This is a genomic window from Archaeoglobus profundus DSM 5631 (assembly GCF_000025285.1).
GTDB classification, from domain to species: Archaea; Halobacteriota; Archaeoglobi; order Archaeoglobales; family Archaeoglobaceae; genus Archaeoglobus_B; species Archaeoglobus_B profundus.
In genome coordinates this window covers 407,278-431,638 of record NC_013741.1, presented here as the reverse complement: position 1 = coordinate 431,638, position 24,361 = coordinate 407,278, and the positions used below count along the sequence as shown (strand labels likewise).

General features: G+C 42.2%; 28 protein-coding genes. 16 read left to right on the top strand and 12 right to left on the bottom strand.

Annotation, left to right across the window (positions count from 1 at the left end; all coding sequences use genetic code 11):
- Positions 1 to 100 precede the first annotated feature (100 nt).
- The 4 genes from ARCPR_RS02540 to gatB all read right to left on the bottom strand — a co-directional run bounded on the left by ARCPR_RS02540 (position 101) and on the right by gatB (position 5,355).
- Positions 101 to 484 (bottom strand): hypothetical protein, encoded by a 384-nt coding sequence (locus ARCPR_RS02540; RefSeq protein ID WP_012939908.1) that lies wholly within the window; start codon positions 482 to 484, stop codon positions 101 to 103.
- On the bottom strand, positions 481 to 2,748 hold the full coding sequence (locus ARCPR_RS02535) for a replication factor C small subunit (RefSeq protein WP_012939907.1): 2,268 nt from the start codon (positions 2,746 to 2,748) through the stop codon (positions 481 to 483). The genes ARCPR_RS02540 and ARCPR_RS02535 overlap by 4 nt, the downstream gene beginning before the upstream one ends.
- Positions 2,749 to 2,875: 127 nt before the next feature.
- Positions 2,876 to 3,793: a cation diffusion facilitator family transporter gene (locus tag ARCPR_RS02530; protein WP_012939906.1), complete on the bottom strand. Its 918-nt coding sequence runs from the start codon at positions 3,791 to 3,793 to the stop codon at positions 2,876 to 2,878.
- 143 nt (positions 3,794 to 3,936) lie between these two features.
- The gene (gene gatB, locus ARCPR_RS02525) at positions 3,937 to 5,355 is read right to left on the bottom strand and encodes an Asp-tRNA(Asn)/Glu-tRNA(Gln) amidotransferase subunit GatB (RefSeq protein WP_012939905.1); all 1,419 of its coding nucleotides are present in this window, start codon (positions 5,353 to 5,355) and stop codon (positions 3,937 to 3,939) included.
- A gap of 71 nt (positions 5,356 to 5,426) precedes the next feature.
- Here gatB and ARCPR_RS02520 point away from each other — a divergent pair, with 71 nt between their 5' ends.
- The 3 genes from ARCPR_RS02520 to ARCPR_RS02510 are packed head-to-tail and all read left to right on the top strand — an operon-like array spanning position 5,427 to position 7,361.
- The gene (locus ARCPR_RS02520; RefSeq protein ID WP_012939904.1) at positions 5,427 to 5,915 is read left to right on the top strand and encodes an Lrp/AsnC family transcriptional regulator; all 489 of its coding nucleotides are present in this window, start codon (positions 5,427 to 5,429) and stop codon (positions 5,913 to 5,915) included.
- Positions 5,881 to 7,056 (top strand): pyridoxal phosphate-dependent aminotransferase, encoded by a 1,176-nt coding sequence (locus ARCPR_RS02515; RefSeq protein ID WP_048084333.1) that lies wholly within the window; start codon positions 5,881 to 5,883, stop codon positions 7,054 to 7,056. Before ARCPR_RS02520 ends, ARCPR_RS02515 begins: the two co-directional genes overlap by 35 nt.
- Positions 7,057 to 7,070: 14 nt before the next feature.
- Positions 7,071 to 7,361 carry a hypothetical protein gene (locus ARCPR_RS02510; RefSeq protein ID WP_012939902.1) on the top strand — a complete coding sequence of 97 codons (291 nt, stop codon included), beginning with the start codon at positions 7,071 to 7,073 and terminating at the stop codon, positions 7,359 to 7,361.
- Here ARCPR_RS02510 and infB read toward each other — a convergent pair.
- Together infB and ndk are read right to left on the bottom strand one after the other, a co-directional pair.
- Positions 7,354 to 10,788, bottom strand: a complete 3,435-nt coding sequence (gene infB, locus ARCPR_RS02505) for an intein-containing translation initiation factor aIF-2 (RefSeq protein WP_012939901.1) — start codon at positions 10,786 to 10,788, stop codon at positions 7,354 to 7,356. The two genes, ARCPR_RS02510 and infB, sit on opposite strands and share 8 nt — an antisense overlap.
- A gap of 45 nt (positions 10,789 to 10,833) precedes the next feature.
- The gene (gene ndk / locus ARCPR_RS02500) at positions 10,834 to 11,283 is read right to left on the bottom strand and encodes a nucleoside-diphosphate kinase (protein ID WP_012939900.1); all 450 of its coding nucleotides are present in this window, start codon (positions 11,281 to 11,283) and stop codon (positions 10,834 to 10,836) included.
- Positions 11,284 to 11,332: 49 nt separating this feature from the next.
- Here ndk and ARCPR_RS02495 point away from each other — a divergent pair, with 49 nt between their 5' ends.
- Positions 11,333 to 11,623 carry an MTH1187 family thiamine-binding protein gene (locus tag ARCPR_RS02495; RefSeq protein WP_012939899.1) on the top strand — a complete coding sequence of 97 codons (291 nt, stop codon included), beginning with the start codon at positions 11,333 to 11,335 and terminating at the stop codon, positions 11,621 to 11,623.
- A 2-nt stretch (positions 11,624 to 11,625) separates the two neighbouring features.
- On the opposite strand, the gene ARCPR_RS02490 is transcribed toward ARCPR_RS02495, so the two are convergent.
- The 3 genes from ARCPR_RS02490 to rpl7ae are packed head-to-tail and all read right to left on the bottom strand — an operon-like array spanning position 11,626 to position 12,421.
- Complete coding sequence (locus ARCPR_RS02490) at positions 11,626 to 11,811, bottom strand: 50S ribosomal protein L24e (RefSeq protein ID WP_012939898.1); 186 nt, start codon at positions 11,809 to 11,811, stop codon at positions 11,626 to 11,628.
- A gap of 5 nt (positions 11,812 to 11,816) precedes the next feature.
- The gene (locus ARCPR_RS02485; protein ID WP_012939897.1) at positions 11,817 to 12,026 is read right to left on the bottom strand and encodes a 30S ribosomal protein S28e; all 210 of its coding nucleotides are present in this window, start codon (positions 12,024 to 12,026) and stop codon (positions 11,817 to 11,819) included.
- Between the two features lie 32 nt (positions 12,027 to 12,058).
- Entirely contained in the window at positions 12,059 to 12,421 is a 363-nt protein-coding gene (rpl7ae, locus tag ARCPR_RS02480) for a 50S ribosomal protein L7Ae (RefSeq protein ID WP_012939896.1), read from the bottom strand.
- Between the two features lie 266 nt (positions 12,422 to 12,687).
- Here rpl7ae and ARCPR_RS02475 point away from each other — a divergent pair, with 266 nt between their 5' ends.
- The 6 genes from ARCPR_RS02475 to ARCPR_RS02450 all read left to right on the top strand — a co-directional run bounded on the left by ARCPR_RS02475 (position 12,688) and on the right by ARCPR_RS02450 (position 17,290).
- Positions 12,688 to 13,701, top strand: coding sequence for a radical SAM protein (locus tag ARCPR_RS02475; protein WP_012939895.1), 1,014 nt, complete (start codon positions 12,688 to 12,690; stop codon positions 13,699 to 13,701).
- Complete coding sequence (locus ARCPR_RS02470; protein ID WP_012939894.1) at positions 13,698 to 13,991, top strand: DUF2551 domain-containing protein; 294 nt, start codon at positions 13,698 to 13,700, stop codon at positions 13,989 to 13,991. Before ARCPR_RS02475 ends, ARCPR_RS02470 begins: the two co-directional genes overlap by 4 nt.
- Entirely contained in the window at positions 13,988 to 14,746 is a 759-nt protein-coding gene (uppS, locus tag ARCPR_RS02465; RefSeq protein ID WP_012939893.1) for a polyprenyl diphosphate synthase, read from the top strand. Before ARCPR_RS02470 ends, uppS begins: the two co-directional genes overlap by 4 nt.
- 77 nt (positions 14,747 to 14,823) lie before the next feature.
- Positions 14,824 to 16,041: a peptide chain release factor aRF-1 gene (prf1, locus tag ARCPR_RS02460; RefSeq protein WP_048084330.1), complete on the top strand. Its 1,218-nt coding sequence runs from the start codon at positions 14,824 to 14,826 to the stop codon at positions 16,039 to 16,041.
- Positions 16,038 to 16,412 (top strand): GIY-YIG nuclease family protein, encoded by a 375-nt coding sequence (locus ARCPR_RS02455; RefSeq protein ID WP_012939891.1) that lies wholly within the window; start codon positions 16,038 to 16,040, stop codon positions 16,410 to 16,412. Before prf1 ends, ARCPR_RS02455 begins: the two co-directional genes overlap by 4 nt.
- Positions 16,409 to 17,290: an LEA type 2 family protein gene (locus ARCPR_RS02450; RefSeq protein ID WP_012939890.1), complete on the top strand. Its 882-nt coding sequence runs from the start codon at positions 16,409 to 16,411 to the stop codon at positions 17,288 to 17,290. The genes ARCPR_RS02455 and ARCPR_RS02450 overlap by 4 nt, the downstream gene beginning before the upstream one ends.
- On the opposite strand, the gene ARCPR_RS02445 is transcribed toward ARCPR_RS02450, so the two are convergent.
- Positions 17,265 to 18,710 carry a radical SAM protein gene (locus ARCPR_RS02445; RefSeq protein ID WP_012939889.1) on the bottom strand — a complete coding sequence of 482 codons (1,446 nt, stop codon included), beginning with the start codon at positions 18,708 to 18,710 and terminating at the stop codon, positions 17,265 to 17,267. The two genes, ARCPR_RS02450 and ARCPR_RS02445, sit on opposite strands and share 26 nt — an antisense overlap.
- 47 nt (positions 18,711 to 18,757) lie before the next feature.
- On the opposite strand from ARCPR_RS02445, the gene ARCPR_RS02440 reads away from it, so the two are divergent.
- Positions 18,758 to 19,723, top strand: a complete 966-nt coding sequence (locus ARCPR_RS02440; protein ID WP_012939888.1) for an NOL1/NOP2/sun family putative RNA methylase — start codon at positions 18,758 to 18,760, stop codon at positions 19,721 to 19,723.
- Positions 19,724 to 19,919: 196 nt separating this feature from the next.
- Entirely contained in the window at positions 19,920 to 20,564 is a 645-nt protein-coding gene (locus tag ARCPR_RS02435) for a hypothetical protein (protein WP_012939887.1), read from the top strand.
- A gap of 176 nt (positions 20,565 to 20,740) precedes the next feature.
- Here ARCPR_RS02435 and ARCPR_RS02430 read toward each other — a convergent pair whose 3' ends face one another.
- Positions 20,741 to 21,766, bottom strand: a complete 1,026-nt coding sequence (locus ARCPR_RS02430) for an adenylosuccinate synthetase (RefSeq protein ID WP_012939886.1) — start codon at positions 21,764 to 21,766, stop codon at positions 20,741 to 20,743.
- 67 nt (positions 21,767 to 21,833) lie between these two features.
- On the opposite strand from ARCPR_RS02430, the gene ARCPR_RS02425 reads away from it, so the two are divergent.
- From ARCPR_RS02425 to ARCPR_RS02410, 4 genes are read left to right on the top strand one after another with little or no spacing between them, the layout of a single operon-like run.
- Positions 21,834 to 22,004 (top strand): 4Fe-4S binding protein, encoded by a 171-nt coding sequence (locus ARCPR_RS02425; RefSeq protein WP_012939885.1) that lies wholly within the window; start codon positions 21,834 to 21,836, stop codon positions 22,002 to 22,004.
- 40 nt (positions 22,005 to 22,044) lie between these two features.
- A complete protein-coding gene (locus ARCPR_RS02420) occupies positions 22,045 to 22,680 on the top strand; it encodes an Era-like GTP-binding protein (protein WP_012939884.1) in 636 nt (211 codons plus the stop codon).
- A 5-nt stretch (positions 22,681 to 22,685) separates the two neighbouring features.
- On the top strand, positions 22,686 to 23,030 hold the full coding sequence (locus ARCPR_RS02415) for a DUF2073 domain-containing protein (RefSeq protein WP_012939883.1): 345 nt from the start codon (positions 22,686 to 22,688) through the stop codon (positions 23,028 to 23,030).
- Between the two features lie 2 nt (positions 23,031 to 23,032).
- On the top strand, positions 23,033 to 23,317 hold the full coding sequence (locus ARCPR_RS02410) for a Zn-ribbon domain-containing protein (protein WP_012939882.1): 285 nt from the start codon (positions 23,033 to 23,035) through the stop codon (positions 23,315 to 23,317).
- Here ARCPR_RS02410 and rtcA read toward each other — a convergent pair whose 3' ends face one another.
- Positions 23,318 to 24,316, bottom strand: a complete 999-nt coding sequence (gene rtcA / locus ARCPR_RS02405; protein WP_012939881.1) for an RNA 3'-terminal phosphate cyclase — start codon at positions 24,314 to 24,316, stop codon at positions 23,318 to 23,320.
- Positions 24,317 to 24,361: the final 45 nt, after the last annotated feature.

Below are 24,361 nucleotides of genomic sequence, written 5' to 3'. Positions count from 1 at the left end.
GTTTGTTTGCATACATAATTTATAAAATTTTCGGTTAATTTATATATTTCATTTATTATTAAATAGTTACATTCGATAACAATTTCATTAAAATTGTTGATCATACGAGCACCATGATCAGGTAGAGCAAAATTAAGAGGAGGATTAAAATCGCCACAACAATCGTTCCAATCCTATTAACTCTCCTCTTCTCCTCCTCTCCGACGAATTCGATCTCTATTTCCCTCTTGCAACCCTCTGCCTTGAACTCTACCCTCTTCTTCCCCTTAACTCCCGAGCTGTATCTGAACTCGAAGCTACCGTCTGGATTGCTGTAAACAACACCGTAGTTTATCCCATCCACATCCACCCAGACTCTCGTTCTAATCGGAATCCACATCTTTCTCTTATCATCGTACCTCTGGACGTATCCCCTAATGACGACTTCATCTCCAACAACTGGTTTCTTGTCACTTGCATGCAATCCGGCTATTCTGACCTTCATGACAGCTTTTTACCAATAGTTGCTAAATATGCTAAATAGGCGTCAAGCTGGATCCTGTCGTGAGCTCCTTCCGTCAGCCTGAAATCTATCTCTCCAAGCTTGTCTATCAGCATAACCTTAACCCTCTCATCCAAGTTCGAAGATATTATCTCCCTGAAAAGCTGTGAAACAATGTCCTCACCGCTCATACCATATTCGACCATCATCCTGTCCAAAATTTGTCTAGCTTCTAAGAACTTACCGCTCAAAGCAGTCTCTATGAGCTTTCTCATTTCCTCAGGTCTTGCAGTTGCTGTAATCTGATAAATAGCTTCAGCAGTAACAACCTCACCCAAAGCTGCAGCACCTTGCAAAGCGTTTATAGCCTTTCTAAAATCTCCGTTTGCTATGTAAACCAAAGCATCTAAAGCGTCGTCGGTAATCTTAACCCCCTCTTTCTCAGCAATCTCCTTAAGCCTCTTCTTCATAGCCTCTGGCGGAACGGGTTTGAACTTGAAAACGGCACATCTACTCTGTATTGGCTCGATAATTCTGCTTATGTAGTTACAGCTCAGTATAAATCTGCAAGTCTTGGAATACATCTCCATAGTCCTTCTTAAAGCAGCTTGCGCATCAGGAGTCAGTGCATCAGCTTCATCCAAGAAGATTATTTTGAAAGGAGCTCCTCCAATCGGAGCAGTCCTCGCAAACTCCTTTATCTTATGTCTAACAACGTCTATCCCCCTTTCATCGGAGTTGTGCAGTAAGATGGGAATGTTTCCAGCGAAGAACATTTCATTGTTCGGCACTGAAACATCGTAAACGTAGTCGTCGTAATCTACTATTTCAATCTTCTTAACTTTTAAAGCGTGCAAGTCTGTGCAAGCAAGCTTTTTAAGCAATTCAAATATCTTCTTCTCGTTTTCGGACAGCTCGTATTCATCGATCATCTTCACGATTCTTTTAAGCGTATCCTTTGAAATCCTATCCCTTCCATCATATAGTTGATGTCTAAACTCGTATCTCCAGTTTCCTTTGATCTTTTTCTCTATCTTTTCAATCAATGATATAATTGGCTTCGCTGGTAGGAGATCACTTTTCTTCCAGTTCATTTTGCCTCTCCATATCAGTCTAACCTCTCTATCGAATATCGAGCTTTCAATTCCGGAAATCCTTGCGAGCCAAGCAACATCAATTAGCAAATCCTTCGAAACCGAGAATATTCTGATAACGTTGCCCCACTCACCGTAGCCATCGCCCTCATACAAGCCTTTGAGATAAGACAATCTGTTCTCAAGCTTTGCCGAGAACATGAAGCTTGGAACTCGCTTGTTCTTAGCCTTGAAGCCATTTCCATCGTAGAAGTTGTCTCTGAAGAATTTAGCCAACTGTGTGCTTAATATTCTGATCTGCTTAGCTGATAATCTTTCTCTATTGAAACCGGAAGTGGTGTAGTTTTCGTAAACACCGATGTTGTAGTAATCGGCAAAATTCCCTATTCGGTTCGCTAAATTCTGTTCTTCCGCATTTACCGTATAAACAATTTGACCAGATGTATTACCTTTAAACCCTACAGCTCCCCCTGCGGTGTATAGTCCAAAGACCCATGAGCTATTTTCGTTTAGTTCCAGATCATTTAACACAACAGTTCTTGAAGTTACGACCTTGGATCCGTAGTCTGATAGATCTATAACGTTAAGATTTCCTTCAAGTTCCGCGGTAAAGCTTAGAAGGTATTCTCCTTCCTTAATTTCGCTTGCTTTGATTGCTTTTAACCCCTCCTCGCTCAGAATCATTACTGAATGATTTCCCGTCAGTTCTATTACGCCACCACCTTCCAAATGAATCCTGAGAATCTTTGGAACCCAATGTCTGATTAGTGTCGAAACTTTCGCCCATGCAACTTTGTAGTTCCTATCAACGGTCAAGACTTCCAAGTTGTCAACCTTAACATATTCCTCATTCGAGTCCTTGAAGTATATTTTGTCGAGTTCTTCGAACGTTACCCTCCTGATTTGACCGTCTATCCTTACGAGTATAGGTGTATCCTTAGAAACCGAAGCATTTAGCTCAATGAAGTTATCCCTCCAATTTTCTCCGAACAAATCTCTCGTTAAGGCTATTGCCGTTGCTGTTTTACCAGTCCCAGGAGGACCCGCGAAGAGTAGGTGAGGTATGTTCTTCTGTTTGACGTAGTTTTTCAACCTCTTAACAACTTCCTCCTGATCGACCACTTCGTCCAAGGTCTTAGGCCTGTACTTTTCAACCCAGATTTCCGCTTCCATTGAAAGAGTGAATGCGCTGAAAATATAAAAACCTAAGCGTTAACGATTAATACCTCCATGCGTAGTAAACAATGCCCGCAAACCCGGCGGGGTTGAGAAGCATGAGACCCCGTGGGCTCCGCGCGGGCTACATATCGTAAACCTTTCTCATGACGTTGTTACTGGTCGATTTAACGATTTCTCCCCTTTCGGCGCAAACGTGAATTAATACGTAGCTTATCTCTGGAATATTCTCCATAAGCTTCTTCGCAATTCTTTTGGTTAGCTCATCCGCCTCTTTAACCTTCATATCCCCCCTCACGGTTACGTGCATATCGACGTGAAGTGAATTTTCCCCCGTATAGATTGCTATGATGTCGTGAACGTCTAAAACTTCTGGAAAGGATTCCGTTATTTCCTTGATCTTAACGTAAACTTCTTCATCTGGACTTTTACCGAGTAGATACGTGACGTTTTCCTTAAAAAGCCTGTAACCGTTCCTGCATATCAGAAAAGCTATGAAAATCGTTAGAAAACCGTCCGCTCTCGGATAACCGACGGAAGTGAGTAAGATCCCCGCTAGTGCCCCTACATTTGAAAGTATATCGTTGTAAAGCTCCGCTCTTGTCGCTCTCTCTGCAACTATCTCACTACCGAAGATTACGTAGAGAATCGATGAGGCTACCAAGCTGAAAATTAGAACTGTAATGGCCAATTCTGGAAAGTGCCCTGTATAGGGGTGGAGAATTCTCTCGATACCCTCTCTTACCAACTCCAACGCTATAACTGTCACGAAAACGACTGAAATCACAACACTACCAACATTCTGAGCCAAACCGTGACCGAATGGGTGAGTGGAATCGGGTGGCTTTTCCGACAACTTGCGAGTGTACACTATTGTCGAAAATATCGTTATGTCCACCAAATTGTGCAGAAACTCGGCAAACATCACCAAAAAGCCAGTCAAGAAATAACAGACCAGTTTTAGTATTGCGATGATCGTATAAACTGCGAATGCAACCTTAACCTTTCTGTTAAAGCTTAAATATCGATCGTGTAAATGCATAACAGGCTCACCCACTCCCAAGCGGTGAAGCACCAGCGAGCGATGAAGGTGTGGTCCCAGACGGGGGTTCACTAACCACTTTTATAGCTTTTATAGCCCTCTTAACCTCTGTAATTCACTATGCTGTGTACTTTGTAGACTTTTCAACCCTCTATCAAACTCCTGATTATCTTAGCAGTTTCAGCTGGATCAGCCTTACCCCTTGTCCTCTTCATAACCTGTCCGACTAAATAATCGAGAGCCTGCTTCTTACCAGACCTGTAATCCTCAACAGCCTTCCTGCACTCTTCAACAACTTCTCTGCAAATCTTTTCAACCTCCTCCCTACTTATAGCAAACAGACCCCTAGACCTGATTATCTCATCAACATCTCCACCGTGATCGAGCTTAGTCCTGATGACCTCAACAGCCCCTTTCTCCGTAATCATACCCTTCTTGAGATAACTCAGAAGCTTCGCAAACTCCTTTGGCTTAAAAACTTCATAGGCAAATCTGAAGTCCCTTCCTCTGTAATTCAACTCTCCTCTTAATACATCAACAATCCAGCTTGCAGAGAGCTTTGGATCAATCTCCTTAGCAACTTCTTCAAAGTAATCAGCCATCACCTTATCGAGGATTAGAACTTTTGCGAAGTTGTCTCCGATGCCGTATTCCCTCTTCAATCTTTCTCTCTTTTCCTCTGGCATCTCTGGTAAAGTTCCCTTAACCTCTTCAAGCAATTCGGCGGTGTAAATTGGAACCAAATCAGGCTCGGGGAAGTAGCGGTAATCCTGCTCCTCCTCCTTGCTTCTCAACGAGACTGTTATGTTGTTCACTTCGTCGTAATGTCTCGTTTCCCTCTCAACCCTCCTACCCATTCTGATCAGATTTCTCTGCCTCGCAATCTCGTAAGTCAAAGCTCTCTCAACTCCCTTAAAGCTTGATATGTTCTTGATTTCAACCCTTCCACCACCCCTTATCGATACGTTCGCATCCACCCTCATAGCTCCTTCAAGATTACCGTCGAATACGTCCAAATACTCCAAAATCATTCTAAGCTTGTTCAGGAACAACCTAGCCTCCTTGGGGGAGTTCATAACAGGCTCGGTAACGATCTCAAGCAGAGGTGCTCCAGAACGGTTGTAGTCTATTAGGCAGTATTTGGCTGTGGTTATCGATCCCTTATAAACTAACTTGCCTGGATCCTCTTCCATGTGAATCCTTTTGAGTGTGATCTTCTTCTCTCCTTCCTCAGTTTCAATCGTAACGTAACCACCCAAAGCCAAAGGCTTGTCGTATTGGCTTATCTGAAATCCTTTGGGTAAGTCGGGATAGAAGTAGTTCTTTCTGTCGAATATGGCAACTGGCTGAACTTCAGCATTTAAGGCTAAAGCAACCTTGATAGCAGCTTTAACTGCTTCCTTATTTACCACCGGCATAGCCCCCGGCAATCCTAAGCAGACCGGACATACGTGGGTGTTCGGTTCGCTGTCGTGATAGTTTAGAGGACAGGAGCAGAAGAGTTTAGTCTTCAACTTGTTCAACTGGACATGAACTTCCAAACCGATGATTACGTCATCCATGCCCAAAGTTTGTGAATGTTATTTAAGCGTTTACCGCAAAACATTTTATTAATCAGTGCTTATTCCGTGCGATGTCTAAGGAGTTGGAGATTCTTAGAATTCTTGAGGACAACGCGAGACTCACTCCGAAGGAAATTGCTGAGATGGTAGGTTTGAGTGAAGATGAAGTAGCTAGAATAATCAAAAAGTTTGAGGAAGAAGGAGTAATTCTCAAGTATAAGACTCTAATAGATTGGGAGAAGATTGGAGAAGACGTAGTTTATGCAATCATCGACGTTCGTGTAACGTTAACGAGGGAGAAAAGTTACGACGACATAGCAAAGAGGATTGCAAAGTTTCCTGAGGTGCACGCTGTTAGGCTTATAAGCGGTGATTACGATTTTCAAGTTGTTGTTAAGGGTAAATCTCTCAAAGATGTCGCTTTCTTCGTAGCTGAAAAGATTTCTACGCTACCGGAGGTAAGAGATACGTTTACTCACTTCGTCTTGAGAAGTTATAAGGAGGAAGGAGTTTTGCTCTTTAAGGATGAAGAAGATAGGAGGCTTGCCTTTGTCCCGTAAGATAAGTGAAAGGGTTCAAGCCATACGTCCATCCGGAATAAGGAGGTTCTTCGAGCTAGTCATAGGTAGGAAAGACGTTATCAGCTTAGGTGTAGGAGAGCCGGACTTCCCTGTACCTTGGAGTATCAGAGAGAGCATGATCTACTCCCTCGAAAAGGGATGGACATCCTACACATCAAATCTGGGCTTGAAGGAGCTTAGAGATGGTATTGCGGAATATTACAAGAAGTTTGGAGTTGAAACCAGTGGAGAGAACGTCTTAGTTACAACTGGAGTCAGTGAAGGGTTGGATCTGGCTTTAAGGGCTACAATCAATCCCGGTGATGTTGTTCTAATTCCAGAGCCTTGCTACGTAGCATACAAGCCTCTTGCATTTCTAGCTTATGGAGAGCCCGTAAGCATTCCTACGAATCCAGATTTTAGACTCAACTACGATGTACTCAAGCCTTATTCAAAATTCGAGCCGAAGGTTTTGGTCTTAAACTATCCAAACAACCCAACTGGCATAACTTACACCAAGAAGGAGCTTGAAGAGATAGCCGATTTCGTCATAGATAATGATATGATCGTTATAAGCGACGAGATCTACGCAGAGCTAACCTACAAGGGTAAGCATGTTAGCATAGCGAGTTTGAACGGTATGGAGGAGAAAACAGTAATACTCAACGGTTTCTCGAAGGCTTATGCCATGACAGGGTTCAGGATAGGTTACGCAATTGCTCCCGATGAAATAGTTCAAGCTATGACGAAAATTCATCAATACTGCATGCTCTGCGCTCCGATAACATCTCAAATCGGAGCTTTGGAGGCTCTAAAGCTGAAGGATGAGGAGATGGACAAGATAAGGGCTGAATATATGCGGAGGAGAAATTTCTTTGTTAAGAGACTTAGCAAGTTTTTGGATGTAAAAATGCCCGAAGGGGCTTTCTATGCATTTCCGAGTATAAAGGAAACTGGCTTGAGCAGTGAGGAGTTTGCCGAAAGGCTCTTGATCGAAAAAGGCGTGGCTGTAGTTCCAGGAAACGCTTTCGGGGAATGTGGAGAAGGATTTGTAAGATGCGCCTATGCTGTTAGCATGGAGAAGTTGAAAGAGGCTGTTGAAAGAATGGAGGAGTTTGTAGAAAACCTTAAATCGGATTAAATCCAGACTGCGCTATGGACAAGTGGGCTGTTATTGGCGTAGCAGTTGGATTTCTATTTGGATTTAACGGAATTGCAACGATCTTCAACATGCTCGGTCAGGCTGTTAACGAGGTACAAGCTCATTTAACGCAGGCATCGACGCTGATTCTGTTGATAATAGCAATAGTGCTGATAGTCAAGGTTAGGATATTAGCATCCCTACTTGTGGGAGCTATAATCGGTGCGATACTGAACTTCGTTCTCAAAGCTAACGGGATCGATGTAGTTGGGATAGTTTGGAGCGAGATTTTGAAGGCTATTTAGCCCATAACGGATTTTGCTTCCTTTTTATCTCTAAGAACTCCTTAAATGCCTCCTTAGCCTTCTCGCTGAGTATGTCCATGAACTCCCTCTCTATTATCCTCGCATGGTTCTCCGGGACATCGACGTAGAGAACCTCGTTACCCTCCAGCTGCCTACCTATGGTGACTCCATCTATTGCAATTGCTAACTCCTCTCCTTCCTTGGCAATGTTTACGTTCTTACCCTCCTTCTGCATACTCCTGACAGTTCCTACCTTCGTCCCGTCTGGCTTGATAAGAGTAACATCTTTCCTGAGCTCTCCAGCCAAAACTCTAACTCCAACTATTGCGGGCTTGCTCCTCCTGAATATGAACTCTGGCAGAAGCTTTATCTTGCCCGGCTTGATCAGAGCCTCTATTCTCTGCTTCTCTTTCAGAGCTTTCGTCTCTTCTCTCCACTTAACGTAGTTATCTACAAGAGAGTAGATTATGCTGTCCTGAAAGATTTTAACACCGTATTTCTCAGCTTCCTCAGCTACTCCCGGCAACAGCTTCACATTAAAAGCTAAAACTACCTTGTTAACTTCGTCCTTGTTAGCTGAAGCTTCCACAACATCCCTCTTATCAACATCTCCTACTTCAGCTTTCTTTATAGGAATTCCAGCCCTCTTAAGCTCGTTTATAAGTGCCTCAAGGGAACCGAGCGTATCTGTTTTCAAAACTATTCCTTCCTCATCAGTCCTTATTGCAATTTCCTCATACTCCTTTCTGACTCTCTCCCTGAATTTTTTAACATCTTCCTCACTCTCAATAACCTCGAACTCGCTCCCAGCCAAAACGTTCTCCAAATTGGGAGCAACTATCTTTATTCCAGCTGCTGCTGTAACCTGCTTAACACCCACAAATTTTCTCTCCATTCTTATGTCCTGAACCGGTCTCGGCTTCAGAATAGCCCTCACTTTTGTAACGATAACGTCGTCTATTCCAGCTATCGCGATCGTATCTCCAACCTTTAGGGTTCCGTCGTAGAGGATGGCATCGCACGTAACACCCAATCCCTTCTCTTCCTTAACCTCAAGAATCGTTCCCTTAGCCTTGCCTTCTACATGCAACCTCAAAGACTTCTCCAAGTATTTTTGGGCTAATCCAACCAAAACCATTAGAAGCTCCGGAATTCCCTCACCAGTTACAGCTGATGTCGGGACTATAGCAACAGTCCTTGTGAAATCCCTTATGCGATCAAACCTGTCAGCGTTAAAGCCGTGTTTGTAAAGCTCCCCTATAAGCTCATAAATCTTGTTCTCCAAGTTCCTCTTAGCGTATTCATCCTGCTGAGCGTAGCTCTTCAAGAATGGGGCGTCAGGAACACTCTTCCATCCAGGTATCTTGTCTATCTTGTTTGCACAAACGACGAAAGGAGTTCTGAAAGTTTTAAGGATTGAAATTGCTTCTTCAGTCTGAGGCTTAAATCCTTCATTTATATCTACAACCAAAACTGCCAAATCTGCCAAAGCTCCTCCTCTCTTCCTCAAATTCGTAAAAGCTTGATGACCTGGAGTGTCTATAAACAGCAAACCGGGAATCGTTATCTTAACATTCTTGAGGAAATCCTTGCAAATCTTTTTAATCACGTCTATTGGAATTTCCGTAGCACCTATGTGCTGCGTAATTCCACCTACCTCCTTCTGAGCCACTCTGGTCTTTCTTATTTTATCAAGTAGCGTCGTGTTGTGAACAATTACACCGTTCGCAACGAAGTTGTGCGTTGGTGTTGTTAAGTCGTAAACGTATCCATCGTAATCTATTTCCTCAACATCTTCAACCTCGACAAACGCAACGTTCTCAATTAGATTTTCAAGATACTTTATATCCTTCAAATCGAACTCCATGTTCTTCCAGATGTTCAAAGCTTCTCTACCCAAATCCGTGAGGTTTCCATTCTCATCCAGCAGACCATCGCTTACAAACGCTTTAACGTAATTTGAATCTCTAATCTTACCTTCTAAGACTCCAATTTTTTTATTCAGGTTTTTACAACCCCTTTCCAAAACCTTCAAGAATCTTTTTACGATTTCGTAGCTCGGCATCTGACAGCTTTCGTATTTAGTGTAGAACGGAATAATTTTGCTAATCTCCGATTTCGTAAATCCGAACAGTATTCTAAGCCTCTTTAGTTCTTTTTGCAACGGATAGGCTTCGCTTTTCTTACTTTTCCTAACAATCTTTTTCAAAGATTCAATCTTATGTTTGACGGAAAATCCAATGTATTTTGCGTAGTTTTCGAGATTTCTCTTACCAGAAATTATTAGCAGGGAGTATTTACACATTTTACCGTTGTAGCACTTGCTGATGCGGTATATCTTGGATAAAATTCCAAACCTCAACAAAACCAACGATAGCTTGAGGATGAACTCGTGAGAAGCACTCGAAACCTCTATTCTAACGGAACGCTTGTTTACCGTTGCATCTGCATCGAAGTAACCTTTAATAAACTCCGCAACAAGTTCCTTCGGTGCTAAAAACAGTATTTGCGGGACCTCAATCGTGTGCGACTTCCTTTTTTCGGGATAGTCAAACAGCATTTTGATGAACTTAAAGAGGGTGTTTCTACCCTTCCTAAATTCTATCTCGTATGATGAGTGTCTTCTAATCCTAACTACTTCAACACCCAAAGATTCTATACGTTTGATCCTTTCAAAAACTTCTCCATCGTTGTTTGCAATTTTCGACACACTCCCATCTCCAAACAGGACGCCAGCCAAGTAAAATACTGCCTTCCAGTCTTCAACACTTCTTGGGAATCTCAGATAGTATCTCGGCTTACCGCAACGTCGTTTTCTTGAACAGAACGCAAAGCTTTCGATGGAATCGAAAAGTCCCAACTCTCTAATCTCTTCTATTCTGAAGACATTTCTCTTAACCTTGTAAGCCTTTTGAGATGGCAGAGTTACGTCCTTTAATTTATCCTCCTCGACCCTAAATATTGCATCCCCACCAAACTTCGAGTAAACGTAGCTCAGAAATCTTTCAAACCTCTCGTTTCCGACGATTTTTTTAGGAATCGCTACGAAATCGCCAACTCTAAGCTCGCAAGCCTTTTTCCATCCTGTGTTGGTTAAAAACGGATGCTCGGGAGTCGTCGTTACTGTGTGCCAGTTCTTAAGCTTAATCTTTACGACCTTTCCTCTATGTCTAAGCTTCCATACGTGAGTTGAATTGAACACAGAGTTTTTGGCATCTGCAGATAAACCCTGAACTACTGTGGAAATCTTTCTAACCTCACATCCGTTCTCCCTAAAGTAAGGCTGAGCGGAGTCGAAGAAGTCTTTAATTTTTACCAAACCCTCCGGTGTCGCTACGAGAGACTCTGGGGTAAGACATTTTCCGTGATCAACGTGACCGAGCACTGCAACTATTGGTGTTCGAAGCTTCTTCTCCTCTTTACTCATTGTCATCACCGCAAAAAAGAGGTATGGATATGGGTTTAAAAAACTTTATTCGTAAAGCCAATCTTCGTCTATTCTCCTGTATTCGACTATCTCATCTGGCTTGAAGAATAGGGCAATCTCCCTCTCAGCTGACTCAGGGGAATCTGATGCGTGGATTACGTTTCTCCCGACTTCCATGCCAAAATCTCCTCTTATAGTTCCCGGTGCAGCCTCGGCTGGATTTGTTGCTCCTACTAGAGTTCTCACGATCTTTATTGCATTCTTGCCCTCAACAACCATAGCTACAACCGGTCCAGATGTCACGTAACTGACCAAGCTTTCGAAGAACGGTTTTCCTTTATGCTCCGCATAATGTCTTTCAGCCAAATCTCTCTCAATCTTCATCATTTTCATTGCAACGATCTTCAGCCCCTTTTTCTCGAGTCTCGAAATTATCTCACCTATTAGGCATCTCTGAACCCCATCTGGCTTGATCATAACAAAAGTCCTCTCCATGCCATCATCAATCGAATACTGTTTTAAAATTTATCTGATACGTCAAATTATGATAGTCGAAATTTCCGTTGTTTCAATTGGTGTAAGTGAGTCACAGAGCGAGTATGTAAGCGAGGTTGTGAGGTTGCTGAAAGAGAGGGGTATAAAGTTCTCCGTCAATCCAATGGGAACCGTTTTTGAAATAAAAAACTTCAGAGAGTTGGCAGATTTGATGGATGAAGCTGTAAATAGGCTCGAATCCAAGGGAGTACCGAGAGTGTATATTGTTATAAAGGCAGACTGGAGGAAAAAGCGTAAAGGTATGGAAGAAAAGGTGAGATCAGTTTTGGAGAAAATCTGATTTTACTGTCCACCTTTAACGTAGAACTTTGTCCACTTGAGCTTTCTTGGATTTCTCTTGAGTTCAAGCATGTTCTTCTCGCACTTGCGGGAGCAGAAGTACAGGATCTTTCCATCTTTTCTGACAACCATCTTGCCAGTTCCCGGCTCGATCTCGTATCCGCAGAATGAACAGACTCTCTTCTCCATTTCAATCACCTCACGATGAGCTTCCTAGCCTCTCTCGCTGTTTCCTTGATCATCAACACATCTCCTACCCTAACTGGCCCGAACACGTTTCTCGTAATAATCCTACCCTTGTTAGGCCCATCAAGTATCTTTACCTTTACCTGAGTAGCTTCACCGTGCATTCCAGTTCTGCCGATTATCTCGATTACCTCAGCTGGTGCAACATCCTCTTCCATGTTCAATCACCAAGCAAGTAAATATAAAAAGGTTACTTCCTCAATCCTCTAAGCTTCTCAATCAGATCCTTGAGCTCTTTCTTGGCTTCTCCTTCATCGATGATGCATGCGGATGCAGCAGGAACTTCTATTCCGGCAGCTTTACCCAAATCAGCTTTGCTCTTTACGTAGACGTATGGTATGTTCTTCTCCTCGCAGAGCAGAGGTAGGTGAGCTACGATTTCTGGTGGATCGACATCCATGGCTATGTAAACCAGCTTAGCCAAACCTCTTTCGACGGCTTTTGTAGTTTCGTTTGTACCTTTCTTTATCTTTCCTGTCTCTCTCGCCTTCTCAAGCAGAGCCAAAGCTTCCTGCTGTATCTCTTCAGGAACTTCAAATCTTACATACGCCATTCCCATCACCTCCTTCCCCTATTTGTCATCATTCATCGGTAAGTCTCGAATTTTGCAATCGCTTTTTAAACCTTTGGGTTCACAATAGTTTTCGATCTCGTGCTTGCTTTCTTTTATTGTTGGAAAAGTAGCAACCTACAATCGATTAACAACCAAACTTACGGTATTTACTACACAAAGCAGTTTTATATGAGCTAATGCGGTGAGAGTCAGGAGTCAATGATAGGTTAGCAGAGATAGATATTAAAATCTGTGCATTAAACTCAATGCCTGTGAGAAAGTTCAAACGAATAGAGGCTGGAAGCTTTTACAGCTACCTAAGCGAAGGATGTAAGCTGTGCAGAAGAGGAGCTAAAATGGTTTTATTTGTCACTGGGATCTGCAACAACTCATGCTTCTACTGTCCCATTTCAGAGGAGAGAAGGGGAAAAGATGTAGTCTTTGCGAATGAGAGAGAGGTTAAAAGAATCGAGGATGCAATCGAAGAGGCAAATGCTATGTCCGCTGAGGGAATTGCAATAACTGGTGGCGAACCTTTACTAAAACTTGACAGGGTTGTAGAATTTCTCAAAACATTCAAAGATTTGCACAGCCATCTGTATACAGCCATCCCAGCTAAGGAAAGTGTCTTGAGTAAGCTTAAGCATCTTGATGAAATCAGGTTTCATCCACCAGAGCTTAGGAACGTTAAAGCTTACGAGGAGCCAATAAAAACAGCTAAAAAGCTTGAAATGGATGTCGGATTTGAAATTCCGTCGATAGCCTACAGCGATGAGCTTGTTGAGATTACAAACAAGTTAGACATATTCCTCAACCTCAACGAACTGGAGTTCTCATCAACCAACTACGAAAACCTAATAGCTAAGGGATTCAGGCCAAACGATCACTACGGCTGTTCTAACTGTGATGAAATAATCAAGGCTTATGCTGAGAACGTTAATAAGTTTCATTACTGTAGTGCCAGATTCAAAGATAAAGCTCAGCTCAGGAGAAGGCTTATCAGAATGGCCAAGAATCTGCCGGACTTCTACATCATAACGAGGGAAGGAACTGTGATCTGCGGTTACATTGAAGGTGATGTAAGGGTCATCGAAGAGTTCTTACAATCAAAGGGTTTGAAAAGGTCGGAAGATTACGTCGTTGTAGAAGGGGGAGTCGAGACTTCCGTAGAATTTGTCGAAGAGTATTCGAGTCTGTTGAAAAAGCTCGGAACAAACGTTTTTATAATCGAAAGGTATCCTACCTCTAAAAGGGTAGTTGTAGAGGTTAATCCAGTATGATAGACAGAATTCAAGACAGGCTTGTAAACTACCTAAAAAGGGATAAAAAAGGCATTAGGAGAGAAGTACTGTCCATCATGATCGACGGGAGAAAATACACTACCTCTGAGATCTACGAAATTTTGAAGGCAAAAGGCTATGACGTAAATTTGAGAGGGGTTTCCGCAATGCTGGGACTGATGAACACTCGTTTGGGTATAGTTAGAACGGAGACTGGCGAAAAGAACAGATATTACATCAAGCCCGAATACATAGAACTTGTAAAGTCTGTTTTGAGGGAGTTTTCATGAAAGCCATATATAAACTCTATGAAATTAAACTCCTGAAAGAGGTAAAGAAGTTTCCACCACCGAAGCACGTAGCTTTCATAATGGATGGAAACAGGAGGTATGCAAAGAAGAAAGGATTGCCCTCGTACATGGGACATTTCTTCGGGTCAAGAAAGGCTGAAGAGGTTTTGAAATGGTGCTTGGAGCTTAAAATTAAGACGGTGACAGCCTACGCGTTCTCAACAGAAAACTTCAGAAGAAGCGAGGAAGAAAAGATAAACTTGTTCAAGCTCATGGAGAGAGAGTTAAGAAGGCTAATGGAAGATAGGAGGATACACAAGAACAAGGTAAGAGTTAGAATAGTCGGTAAGAGGGAATTACTACCAGAAAATGTTCAAAAAGTAGTGGATGATCTTGAGAGGGCTACGAGAGACTACGATAGATATAACCTGAACATAGCCCTAGCCTACGGTGGCAGACAGGAGCTAGTAGATGCCATAAGATGCGTATTAAGGCTCGTTGAAGGTGGTAAAATTAGGCCTGAAGAGATAGATCGCCATCTCATCGAGCGCTTTCTCTACTCGGATAACGGATACGAGTCTGTTGATATACTCATAAGGACTGGAGGCGAGCAAAGGCTTTCAAATTTCCTACCTTGGCAGACCACCAATTGTTTAGCTTATTTCAGCGATGTATTTTGGCCAGAGTTTAGAAAAATAGACTTCCTGAGAGCGATAAGAATGTGGCAGCGTAGAGTCTTTGCTAAATCATTCTAATCAGTCTCAAGCCCTTTTAACCAAATTGCTTTGGCATGACAACACCTTTATAAATACAGCGCTAATAGTCATAGATCATGACCTCAAAGTTGATGTACGAGTTCAAGAGGAAGTTGGAGGAGCTTGAAAGGTATAAGGGTAGAGGTACTGAACTTATTACACTTTACATTCCTCCAGATAAAAACATAGCAGATGTAATGAGTCAACTTAGAAATGAGCTAAGTCAGGCTGAAAACATCAAGTCAAAACAGACCAGAGTAAATGTCATAGGAGGATTGGAGGCGATACTTCAGCGATTGAAGATGTTCAAGAAGCCTCCAGAGCACGGAATGGTCATAGTTAGTGGTGTCGTTGAGGAAGATGGAAAGCAGAAGAGAATTACAGAGATTATAATCCCGCCCGAGCCAGTCCCTCTTTACAAGTATCACTGTGACTCCAAATTCTACTTGGAGCCTCTAAAGGACATGCTTAAGGATAAGAAGGTTTACGGACTAATAGTTCTGGATAGGAGAGAAGCTACGATAGGTTTGCTTAGAGGTAAGAGGATAGAAGTTCTCGATTACAAAACATCAAACGTTCCGGGTAAACACAGGCAGGGCGGACAGAGTAGCGTTAGATTTGAGAGACTAAGAGAAATAGCCATAAACGAATTCTACAAGAGAGTCGGAGAAGCTGCAAGTGAGGCTTTTCTGCCATACAAAGATCAGCTCGAGGGAATCTTGATAGGAGGACCATCTCCAACTAAGGAGGAGTTCTATAAGGGTGAATACCTGCATCACGAACTCCAGAAGAAGGTGATAGGACTTTTCGATGTCGGTTATACTGATGAAAGTGGTCTATACGAGCTTGTTGAAAAAGCTCAGGACAAACTCCACGAACTCGATTTGGTCAGAGAGAAGAGATTGATGAGCAGATTTTTGAAGGAGGTAGTTAGTGACGGGTTGGCAGCTTATGGTGAAGAGGAGGTTAGAAAGTACTTAACAATGGGTGCTGTTGATACCCTCCTGCTGAGCGAGGATTTGAGGCTTGAGCGAGTTAAGTACAGATGTCCAAAGTGCGGAAAGGAAGTTGAAATTACGGTTAGGGATGAGACAAAGAAGAAGATGGTTTGCGAGTGCGGTGTTGAGATGGAAGAAGTTGAGAGGAAAGATGTAGTTCTTGAGCTGTCCGAGTTGGCTGAGCAAAGCGGTGCGAAGGTTGAAATTCTCTCAACTGAGAGTGAAGAAGGAGCTATGCTCTTAAACGCTTTCGGCGGTATAGCAGCCATCTTAAGATTTAAACCTAAACACGGATGAAAGGTACATACCTACTCTTTTTGAAGCTAGGTGATGACAAGCGTATTAATGTCGGTAGATTAGGCAGAGTAGAATTCAGGCAAGGATGGTATGTTTATGTTGGTAGTGGGATGAATTCACTCATTAAAAGAGTTGCAAGGCACTTCAAAAGGGTCAAAAAGCTCAAGTGGCACATCGACTATTTGAGTGTTCAAGCCGACGAAATCGTAGCCTTTTTAATTCCCAACCAAAGGTTAGAATGCGATTTAGCGAAACATCTGGTTACCAAATTCGAATACATCGAAGGTTTCGGTTGCTCCGATTGCGGATGCATCAGTCATCTGTTTTACTTGGGTAACATATTAAAGTCAGATGAAGACACTAAATCATGAAACGACTCGTAGTCATACTGGTCTTGGCACTAATTTTCTTGGGATGCTCTCAAAGCCTAGGCAAACCTAAGATCGAGAAGATCGTTAATAGGTGGGGTAACGTAACGGAAGATTATACCGAAATAGTAACTGAAATCACAGTCTACAATCCGAATCCAATACCAATTCCAATCAAGGACGTTCTAACAGAAGTCTACTTGAATGGGATAAAGGTGGGAGAAGGAAAATCCTTACAGTCAGAGATAAAGCCAAGCTCTGAGTCTAAAATAGTAATCTCAACCAAAATCGACAACGATTACATTCCAAAATGGTGGGTAAGCCATATAAAGAATAGAGAGACTTCTGTGCTCGACGTTAAAGGTTACTTGGTTTTTGACTTAAAGATTACAACTTTTAAGTTTGAGCTTCCAGGAATTCATAGTGAGTTCAAAACTGACTTCTTAGGAGAATTATCATCTTCGAGCCAGTCGTTTAGGTTAGGCATATACAGTGTCGAAATTGAGTCTGTGAAGGCTCATTGGGGTAAAGTGGATGATAATGTTACCGAAATAATTGCAGTGGCCAAAGTTAGGAATGACAACTTGATTCCTCTGCTTTTCACAAGGATGCACTACGTAATCAAGGCTAATGGAATCGTTATTGGTGAAGGTTACTCCAACGTAAGCACAGTCATATCTCCGAAGTCGACGGCAGAAGTTCCGATGGTTCTAACAATAGAAACGCCAAAGCTCAAGGACTGGTGGGTTAATCACATAAGGAATGGCGAGAGGACAAAGCTTGAAGTTCTCATAGATCCGTTTGTAGAGATTGGCGGTAAGAAGTTTGAATTTAGCTTAGCCAAGATGGAGACTACTATTCAGACCAAACTGCTTGGATGAACTCTTTAATCAATCTTTCCTTTTTATAACCATGATCAATAAAATCCCAAGGTAGCTCCGAGTCAAGAGGAATTTTCTCTAAATATCTTGTTAAATTCATCTTTTTTGCCAACCTAAGGCTTGGCTTAGCCTCTAACAGCTTTGATACGTCTTCATCACCCCTCGAAAGTATTGTCTGGATGGCAAACCTTTCAACGCTTTCAACGTTGACTTCACAAATTTTTGAAAGTTCTTTGATAAGGTATTCTCTCCTTCTTTTAATCTCCTTTAGACCATCCTCAACTCTCTCAATTCCCGTATAAGAACACCACTGTAGCGGAGTGTGCGGTTTAGGTACGAAGGGATTGATCGAGACGGAAACTTCGACTTTTAACGACTTAATCTTTTCAACAAGTCTAACAATTTCTTTAACATCTTCAAAACTCTCGTTAGGTAATCCTATCATGAAATAGAGCTTAAAACTATTAATACCTTTCTCCTTTCCAATTTCTACAGCATTGAGTATATGCTCTTCGCTCAACCCCTTATTTAAAATATCCCTAAGCTTGTCGCTACCGACCTCCGGTGCTATTGTCAAACTCCTTAAACCACCCTTTACCAAAAGCTCAACAGTCTCTTCATCGAGCTTGTCAGCCCTCGTTGAAGAAGGTGAAACTAGAAAACCCATCTCTATCAGTCGAGCAATTAATTCCTTTGCTCTAGGATGATCTAATGTTGATGGAGCCACCAAACAGATCTTATCTACAACACCCTTATAGTCTTCAGCAGTATCTATCAGCAGTTTCAGGTCTCTCCACCTCGGTGGGGAATAAATCTGCCTAACAACGCAAAATCTGCAACGCCTTATGCAACCCCTTCCGATTTCCAGAATTAAACATCTTCCAAAGACGTTGTCGGCAATTATCTGTCTTCTGAGGTAGAAATCAAGCCTTTTCGGATATATTCTCTTAACCTTCCCCTCTTTTAGCCAAACACCCTCACATTCCAAATCTTCAACCGATCTAGCTTCAGCAATTACATCCAAAACTCTGCTGTTCTCTACCTCCCCAATCACGAAGGCATCAAAGTACTTTGCTATTGGTTTGGGGTTTATCATTGCACACGGCCCACCAGCAATCTTCAAACCCTTAAATCCGCTCTCCTTTAAAATCTTCACCACGTTGAAATAATCCTCCTCAAATTGTAAGGAAAACAACGCTATGTCAAAATCACTTAAAGGTGTACCGCTCTCAAAACTTCTTAAACAGTTGTGAATGTCCAGATAAAATCGTTCGCATATGCAGTTTTCTAAAGAGTTGAGATAGGCGTAAATATACTGAAGACCTATATTCGCAACTCCACTTGCATAAGCGTTGGGATATACCAATGCGATCTTCCTCAAACCCTTCCTCCACTTCTTGATGAATGGATTGTTTTCCACCGATACTTGTTGAAACCAATGTTTAAAATGTTGAGCATACTCGTAGTGTGATACTCGATTATCCATCCACAAAGAAGTCGAGAGAACTTGCCAAAAGATACGGTTACAACGAGTTCATCGTCAGAAGATGGATTAACTTCTTCGGTTTCGAAGAAACCGTTAAGCTAATCGAAGCTATGGAAAGGGGAATTCCAAAACATATTAGAGTGAACACGATAAAAATAGATGAGAACGATCTAATTGAAAGGCTTAGGGAGAGAGGATTTAAGCTCGAAAAGACGGAAGTACCGTTTTGCTATAAAGTAGTTGAAGAGCCATACTCAATCGGGGCAACACCAGAGTATTTGATGGGGTATTACTACGTGATGGAAAAGAGTTCCTGCATACCACCTCTAGTACTCAATCCGAAGTCTAATGAACTCGTTGCAGATTTTGCCTCAGCTCCCGGTGGTAAAACAACGTTCCTAGCTCAACTAATGAATAACAGAGGAGTTCTGATTGCGATAGAGGCTAACAAAGAGAGAATCCAAGCTCTGATAGACAACATTCACAGAATGGGTGTTTTGAACACTGCAGTTATTCACATGAACGCAGTAAGGTTCTGTAATCTGGGCTTGAAGGTCGACAAAATCCTGTTGGATGCACCTTGTAGTGGTGAAGGAGTTATTCACAAAGACAAGGACAGAAAAAGGGTTAGTGGAAGGAAAGATATAGAGTTCTGCTCAAAGCTCCAAAAGGAACTTGTGGAATCTGCTCTTAAGAGCTTAAAGCCCGGAGGTGTTTTGGTGTACTCAACATGTACTCTAGCACCTGAGGAGAACGAATTGGTAATTCAGTACGTGCTCGATAGATTTGAAGTTGAAATAGGTGAAATAGAGTGGGGCGAACCGGCTTTGACGGAGATACCAAATTTTGGGAAGCTCGACAAAGATATTGCAAAATGTAGGCGTTTTTACCCGCACAAGCATGAATCTTCTGGATTTTTCGTTGCGAAGATTGTGAAAGTAAGCTAGTGGAGAGGAGGTACTACAAAAGAGTTTTCAGAGTCTCAAAAGTTAGTTGTAAATGAAGTGGTTGTCGGTGTTGATGTAGTTAAAACTCTAAGGAATGAACGACACAGCAATAAGCAACGACTTAAGCGTAATGTATAATAAGGGTTGTAGAGATTTTTGAAGTGTTTGAGTTGTTCGACACACCGAGGTGATAGGAATGTTGTTTAGAAAGAAGAAAAAAGCCGAAGACTTGGGTGAGAGAGTTTCTCCTACGGAAGATGTTGATGTTCTGAGGGAGAAATATGGGGTGGATATCGAAGACGATATATTGAGAAGACTTGAAGAGTTGAGCTTTGCCGTAGCAGTTGGAGCTAAAGATAGGGATGTTAGAGAGAAGGCTTTGAACATCTACGGAAAAGTTAAGCTTGTAAGATCAATAAGGGGAACCGAGAAAGAGGAAATCATTAAGTTGTACGCTGGATTGGATGTCCCAGACGAGTTTATAGAAAAATTAAAGGAAGAAGGACTTGCTGAAGTGACCTATAAGGTATCTGGCGTTGAGATAAAAGCGAAAAACAAGGAGGAACTTGCTAAAAAGCTTGAAGATTTCCTACAGGAGGAGATCGAGCTTAAAGATGATGTAAAGATCGCTCTAAGCGGCAAGCCTCTAAAGGTTGATGAAAGCAATGCAGAAGTAGCCGGAAAGCTTTACGAACTTGGAGCCTTTGAGATTTATTTGGTCCCAAAAGGTTGGTTCGATTTGCCCTACATTAACGGTGTAAGTGTGGAGAGAAATCTAAAAGAGTTGAACGAGTTGAAGGAAGCATTACCAGAATATGTATCAAAGTTCTTAGAATCCTGACAAAGAAGAGAAGGAAGGGAGATTTAGGAAACTTTTGAGAATATTCAGAAGAAGTTAACAAATTAACGTTCGTAGATGAGAGGAGAAACTGGATCGGGAAAAGACTTGAAATGGTATTACCGATCTGCTAAAGTTTTTATAAACGTGTTTTCAAAGAAAAAAGTAAAAGGATGAAATCAGAGCTTCTCCTTTCTCAGGTCGATTATCTGGTGTAACTCTGGTCCGGTCGAAATTAGTGTTACAGGAACCTTAACCTCATCCTCAACTCTTTCAATGAACTCTTTTGCCTTAGGAGTGAGCTTACTCCATTCTGTAACACCATAGCACTCCTTGTCAAGTTTGTCTATTCCCGTTATGGCTACCTGTGTAGCACCATTCACCATTGCCGCATATCTTGCCATCTTACCATCCCACAGTCCTATTCTCCTTCTCCTTCCAGTTACCGTTCCATATTCAACTATGCCCATCTTTTCAGCCTCTTCTAGAGGAATTTCTGTCGGAAACGGGCCTTCTCCAACCCTCGTCGGAAAAGTCTTGAATACTATGACAACGTCATCGACCCTTGTAGGCCCTATTCCCACATCCGCCGCTACTGAAGAAGCTGTTGTATCTTTTGAAGTTACATAAGGATACGTTCCGTAGTAGAGGCTTAAACCAAATCCTTGGGTTCCTTCAATCAGAACGAAGTGTCCCTCATCCAAGCTTTCGTTTATCTCAAGGGGAACATCGGCTAGGTAATCTTTCAGTTCGGGGATGTCCTTTGCCTGCTTAGCCTTTCTTCTTACCCTATCAACGTTTGCTGGTCCACATCCCGTTCCAGTTGTGCCAATTTTCTTTCTGAGATGTTCATCTCCTCTGTCTTCTTGAATGTGCTTCTCCTCTATTATAGCACATCTGTAATCCACTCCAACTCTACTCCTGACGTTGTAATCCTTATCCAAAACCTCAAGCTCGTTCAAGAATACACGAGGGTCGACCAAAACGCCAGCACCTATCAAGAGTCTAGCATCCTTGTAGACAAAGCCAGAAGGTAGCATTCTAACTCCGAACTTCTTCCCCTCAACTTCAACAGTATGCCCAGCGTTTGGTCCTACTCCTCCTCTTGCAATTATCTTCGGCTTATCGCTGTATGCAAGGTAGGATATTATCTTTCCTTTCCCTTCATCACCCCAGAAACCACCTACGACGATTGTGGCAGGCATAGCTCTAGTTGGTTTGGATGTATTTATGTTTTAGCAAACGTTAAATCTATTCAACTCAACTTGCGACATGCCAGCTGTAGTTGATGAAGATAGGTGCGATGGTTGCGGGGAATGCGTTGACGAATGTCCTACCGGTGCAATAGAGCTTAACGATGTCGCTCATGTTGATCCAGATATATGCGATGATTGCGGTTTATGTGTGGATGTATGCCCAAACGAGGCTATAAGGATAGAATAAACTTTTTAACTTTTCAGTGTTGTATGTTTGAGGTGTTTACATGGGACTAATACTCAGGATCAAGAGAAGGTTCGGAGCAATCTTCAAACTGTTCAGGAAGAGAAATAAACTCAAAATCGGAATATACGGTCCTCCAAATGCCGGAAAAACGACTTTGGCTAATAGGATTCTACTCGATTGGGTCGGAGATGTAATGGGATCTGTCAGCGAAGTTCCTCACGAAACTAGAAGAGCTAGGCTGAGAGAAGGTGTAAAGATAGAGGTCGATGGAAGGACTATAACAATAGATATAGTAGATACACCGGGTTTGGCCACGAAGATTGACTTTCACGATTTCTTAAAGTACGGTTTAAGTGAGGAGGAGGCTAAGAGGAGGGCTAAGGAGGCTACTGAAGGTGTTATAGAGGCTATCAAGTGGTTGGATGATCTAGATGGTGTAATACTGGTAATGGATTCAACGGAAGATCCTTTCACTCAGGTTAACATAACGATCGTAGGAAATATAGAAGCTAGAAAGCTACCCTTGATAATTGCTGCAAACAAGATAGATCTACCGAACGCATCTCCAGCCAGAATAAAATCCGCTTTCCCGCAGCACACTGTAGTCCCCATTTCAGCCTTAAAAGGCTTGAACATGGACACATTCTATAGAGTTTTGGCTGAGAAGTTTGGGTGATGATTATGGAGGTTAAGCTAAATTTGATATCTAAGGAGAAGCTTGAAAAGATGGGAACTATGGAAAAGCTCAGGTTGATCTTGGATGAGGTAAAAGCTGGTAAGATAGTAGTTCTTGAGAGCGGTTTGACTCCTGAGGAAGAAGCAAAACTTATAGAGATGACTATGCTCGAGATAGATCACGAGAACTTTGTTGGTATTGAAGTTGAAAGCTATCCTCAAAAGTCGTCAGGATTTCTCGGTAAACTCTTCGGTAAGAAGGGAGGAAGGCTGATGGTTATAGGTCCAGCTAATAGATTAAAAACTCTGGAGAAGAGAGAGGATATTATAGAGGCGCTGATAAGGGGGTAGCGATGCCACATAGATGTACGAAGTGTGGGAAGGTATATGAGGATGGAGACATGAGAATTTTAAACGGATGTGAGTGTGGAAACAACAAGTTCGAATACATACCGAAGGAGAGAAAGGAAAGAAAGGAAGGTGAAAAGATAGAGATTGTAAGAATATTATCTCCGGGCTGTTACGAGATAAATCTTGAAAATGCCTTCAAAAAGGAAGGGATAATAATAGCTCTGGGTGAAGAAGGTAAATACGCAATTCATCTACCATCTTTACTGAAAAGAAGGAAGAAGACGTAATTACAGTCCAATTCCATCTATCTCTATCCTATTCCCATCTATCTTGACATTATCGAAAAACTTGTTCATGACGTAAGCGTTGCTGATTTGATGTTTCGTGACTTCTGTTGTCGTGTAGACAGTTTCGCCACTTGCAACTGCTGAGAAAGGCATTATCTGATCGGCCAAATGCTTGTCAAAGGCTCCATCAGATTCAAGCTCCTTTACAAGCTTTTCGGCACACTCCTTTCCGACAATCTCAGCCCTCTTACCTTTCTCACCTAACTCAACACTGCCCTTATAACCGCACCAAAGGGTTATACCCGAACCTGTTGAAATCCCCTTTCTCACTTCAATTTCAACTTCTGCATCGTATCCTCTCTCCTTCAGAAAGCTCACAGCTGAATTTTTCTGTCTTTCAGCTACATGACTTGGTAAATTCTGACAGTGACTTATGCCTTTAACTACATCGCAAGGTAAAACTTCGAAGCTCTTACCCCTGAGCTTTGAAGGCTCAACCCTTACAATTATCTTCCCACCACCCTCTGGATAGTACCCCCTTGCAATTAAATCGAGCTCAACCTTAGCTCCCAACTCCTCCAAAGCTTTGAAAGTCACAAACCTTACATAGTCAACGCTGGGTGACCACTTTACATCAGTTCCACCCCTTATCTCGAATGTGCTTGGTCTTTCTGCGTAGAGCGAAGGGAGAAGAATTGTCTGAAGTATGAGAGTAACGCTTCCAGCTGTTCCGATATCAATTTTAAAGTTACCTCCCCTTAAACTTCTCGGCTTAAAAACAACTCTGGTTGATCCTAGCTTCAATCCCTCTACCTCTGCGTTAGTTATCATTTTCGCAGCTTCAATTCCTTTTAGGTGTTGCATAGCCAAACCGGGTTTGGGTCTGTTTGCTCTGATATTATAAACCTCAACGGGTTTTTGCGTCACACAGGATAGCGCTATAGCAGTTCTCAAAATCTGTCCACCACCTTCACCGTAACTGCCATCTATCTTGATCATGGAAAGAGATGTGCAAGGGTTAATAAATGTGTGTTGAACTCTCTT